Genomic DNA, 2968 nt, shown 5'->3' with positions numbered 1-2968 from the left:
CCGTTCAGCAAGCCCTAATTACAAAAGGGGAATGGCCATGGGAAGAACTGGTTCTAGTTCCGTTTATATGGAAAATGCCTAAATCCATGAAAAAAGACAGTTTGAATGAACAAGTTGTATTGAATTTTGTTCCTACCGTTTTGGATATGGCGGGAATCGACCCTGCTGTAATGGATGTTAGAGGGATTCAATATGCCAAACCGCTCGGGCTTCCCGGCCGTTCGTTACGCCCGATTATCGAACATGGCGATAACCTTCCTCCGCGGCCAGCGATTGTGGAATATGATGAAGACTGGTTTCCTCCCGAAGTGTGCAGAATGCGGACAATTGTAACGGAACGCTATAAAATGACCGTTTATATAAATACAGAGGACGGATTGCTATATGATTTGCTGGAAGACCCGTATGAACAGAAAAACTTATGGTTTGATCCGTCTTGTTCTCATGTCAAGCAATTATTAATGGAACAAATGCTGAGGGAATTGATCCGCACTGATCGCTGGGACACCAAACGTATGACTGGTGCGTAAAACATTCCTTCATTCCTCCTGTTTGAAGAAAGAAAACCAACAATTAAACAGGAGGATGTTTTTAATGATCAAAATTGAACATACGAGAATAGATCCCCCCATTGAATTAGAAGATAAAAACAAAAAAAGAAAAAACATTACAAGCAGAAGACAATCAAACGAACATGCGCTTCAACTGATATGTGAATTGACGATTGGATAAGCCGCATATATAATGAAATATAGCGAAACAAAGTTCCAATTCATATCATTCGATATTCAATAATGGAACCGTATACTATTTTTATCCCAATCATCATGGAAAGGGGCATTGTTGAATGAGAAAAGAAAGTGCAGCAACGAAACGAGCGAAACAGTACACGAAAAACAGCGACTGGTTTTGCGAATTTCGAATTTCTCCTGTTCAGGGTCTGGGATATGAAGAGGGCGTTCATCGCAGAGATCCCAGCAGTGTCATTAAAGTCAATGATTTGTATTATGTGTGGTACACCAAAACGGAAGGTGAAGCAGCAGGTTTCCAAACAGGTGATCCAGATGCGAAAGTGTTTCCTTGGGATTTGTCGGAAGTCTGGTACGCCACTTCCCCGGACGGCGTGAATTGGACGGAAAGGGGAAGGGCGATCGGCCGGGGGCCAAAAGGTTCGTACGATGATCGAAGTGTTTTTACACCGGAAATTTTGCATCATGAGGATAAATTTTACCTTGTTTACCAGGTTGTTCAATCCCCTTATACATTAAGAACTTTGGAGAACATCGCAATGGCAGTCGCGGAGTCACCGGAAGGGCCATGGCGAAAGTTGGATGAACCGATTTTGCGGCCGTCCAACAATGGAGAATGGTTTGGTGATGATGACAATCGTCTGACGGTAAAACACAAAGGCGATTTTGACAGCTTAAAGGTTCATGACCCGACGTTGTTTTTTTACAATAATCAGTTCTGGTTGTATTACAAAGGTGAACAAATGGGTGAGGAAATGAATTTCGGCGGGCGAACGACTAAATGGGGAGTTGCCATCGCCGATCATCCGGAAGGCCCTTATGTCAAATCCGAATACAATCCGATCACAAATAGCGGTCATGAAACCTGCTTATGGCAGTATCGTGGAGGGATGGCTGCGCTGTTGACGACAGACGGCCCTGAAAAAAATACCATTCAATATGCCCCGGACGGTATAAATTTTGAGATTGAAGCCGTGATTAAAAATCCGCCGGAAGCTCCCGGACCTTATCGAACACCAGATGCCGACCGCTCTCCGTTGGAAGGCCTCCGATGGGGTCTTTGTCATAACGTACATTCCAAGTGGAATTATATTCAGATGTACACCGTGGATGAAAGTTTCAAGCATTATTACATGAACAAAATCAACCCCGAAGAGCTCTGGCTTGGAAAATCCCCCAAGCGAAATCAGTGAATTGGAAAAGGAGAGCTGTGCATGGTCAAACAATACAAGATGTATATTAATGGAGAATGGGTCGAATCGTCTTCCGGAAGGACAATCGAAGTCGAAAACCCGTCAAATGAGGAGATTATTGCAACGGTTCCGGCAGGTACAGAACAAGATACGATTTACGCCCTCGAAACGGCTGATCAAGCGCAAAAGGAATGGAGAAAACTTTCTCCGGTTACGAGAGCGGGCTATATCCATGCATTAGCAGAAGAATTGAAGAAAAACAAGCGTCAGATTGCAGAAATTTTGACTTCTGAACAAGGAAAACCGTTGCGCGAAGCGATGGGGGAAGTAGACGGGGCAGCACTGTTCCTGCAATATGCTTCTGAGCATGCGCGTCGAATTGAAGGGGAGATCCTGCCATCTGAGAACGAAAATGAACAGATCTGGATCCAACGTGTACCGTACGGTGTGACTGCCGGGATTGTCGCCTGGAATTTTCCGTTGGCACTGGCTGCCCGAAAATTGGGGAATGCCCTGGTTTGCGGCAACAGCATGATTGTCAAACCGCCGTCAGTAACTCCGCTAGCCGTGCTGGAATTGGCGAAACTGGCTCAAAAAGTCGGCATTCCAGCCGGAGTGCTGAATGTGATTACCGGATCGGGAAGTGAAGTGGGACGAGTTCTTGTCCGTCATCCGCTCACCCGATTGATAACGCTAACCGGCAGCACGGAAGCAGGAAAAGAGATTTACCGAGATGCAGCAGACAGAATCAAAGTGCTTCGTCTTGAATTAGGTGGTAAAGCACCATTTATCGTTATGGACGATGCGGAAGTGGACAAAGCGGTGAAAGCTGCGGTTATTTCCCGTTTTACAAATGGCGGGCAAGTGTGTACTTGCAACGAAAGAATGTATATTCACGAATCGATTTACGATGAGTTCATGGAAAAATTCATCGCGGAAGTTCAGATGTTGAGCGTAGGCGATCCGATGCAAGATCCCGATATCGGACCAAAAGTTAGTCGAGGGGAATTGGAAAAACTGGAACAA

4 protein-coding genes are annotated in these 2968 nt (G+C 45.2%); all 4 read left to right on the top strand.

Going from position 1 to position 2968, the window contains the following annotated elements; genetic code table 11:
* On the top strand, positions 1-530 hold a 530-nt coding region (locus ABEV74_RS22590), incomplete at its 5' end, for a sulfatase/phosphatase domain-containing protein (protein WP_430149868.1).
* Between the two features lie 64 nt (positions 531-594).
* Entirely contained in the window at positions 595-732 is a 138-nt protein-coding gene (locus ABEV74_RS22585; RefSeq protein WP_430149866.1) for a hypothetical protein, read from the top strand.
* A gap of 115 nt (positions 733-847) precedes the next feature.
* On the top strand, positions 848-1942 hold the full coding sequence (locus ABEV74_RS22580; protein ID WP_009225676.1) for a glycoside hydrolase family 117 protein: 1095 nt from the start codon (positions 848-850) through the stop codon (positions 1940-1942).
* A gap of 21 nt (positions 1943-1963) precedes the next feature.
* Positions 1964-2968: aldehyde dehydrogenase family protein (locus ABEV74_RS22575; protein ID WP_430149863.1), on the top strand; the 1005-nt coding region annotated here is incomplete at its 3' end.

It is taken from the genome of Paenibacillus cisolokensis (assembly GCF_050481165.1).
Taxonomy (GTDB): Bacteria; Bacillota; Bacilli; order Paenibacillales; family Paenibacillaceae; genus Paenibacillus_AH; species Paenibacillus_AH cisolokensis.
Note: the sequence above shows the minus strand (reverse complement) of the source record. Positions and strands in the feature narration are given on the sequence as shown.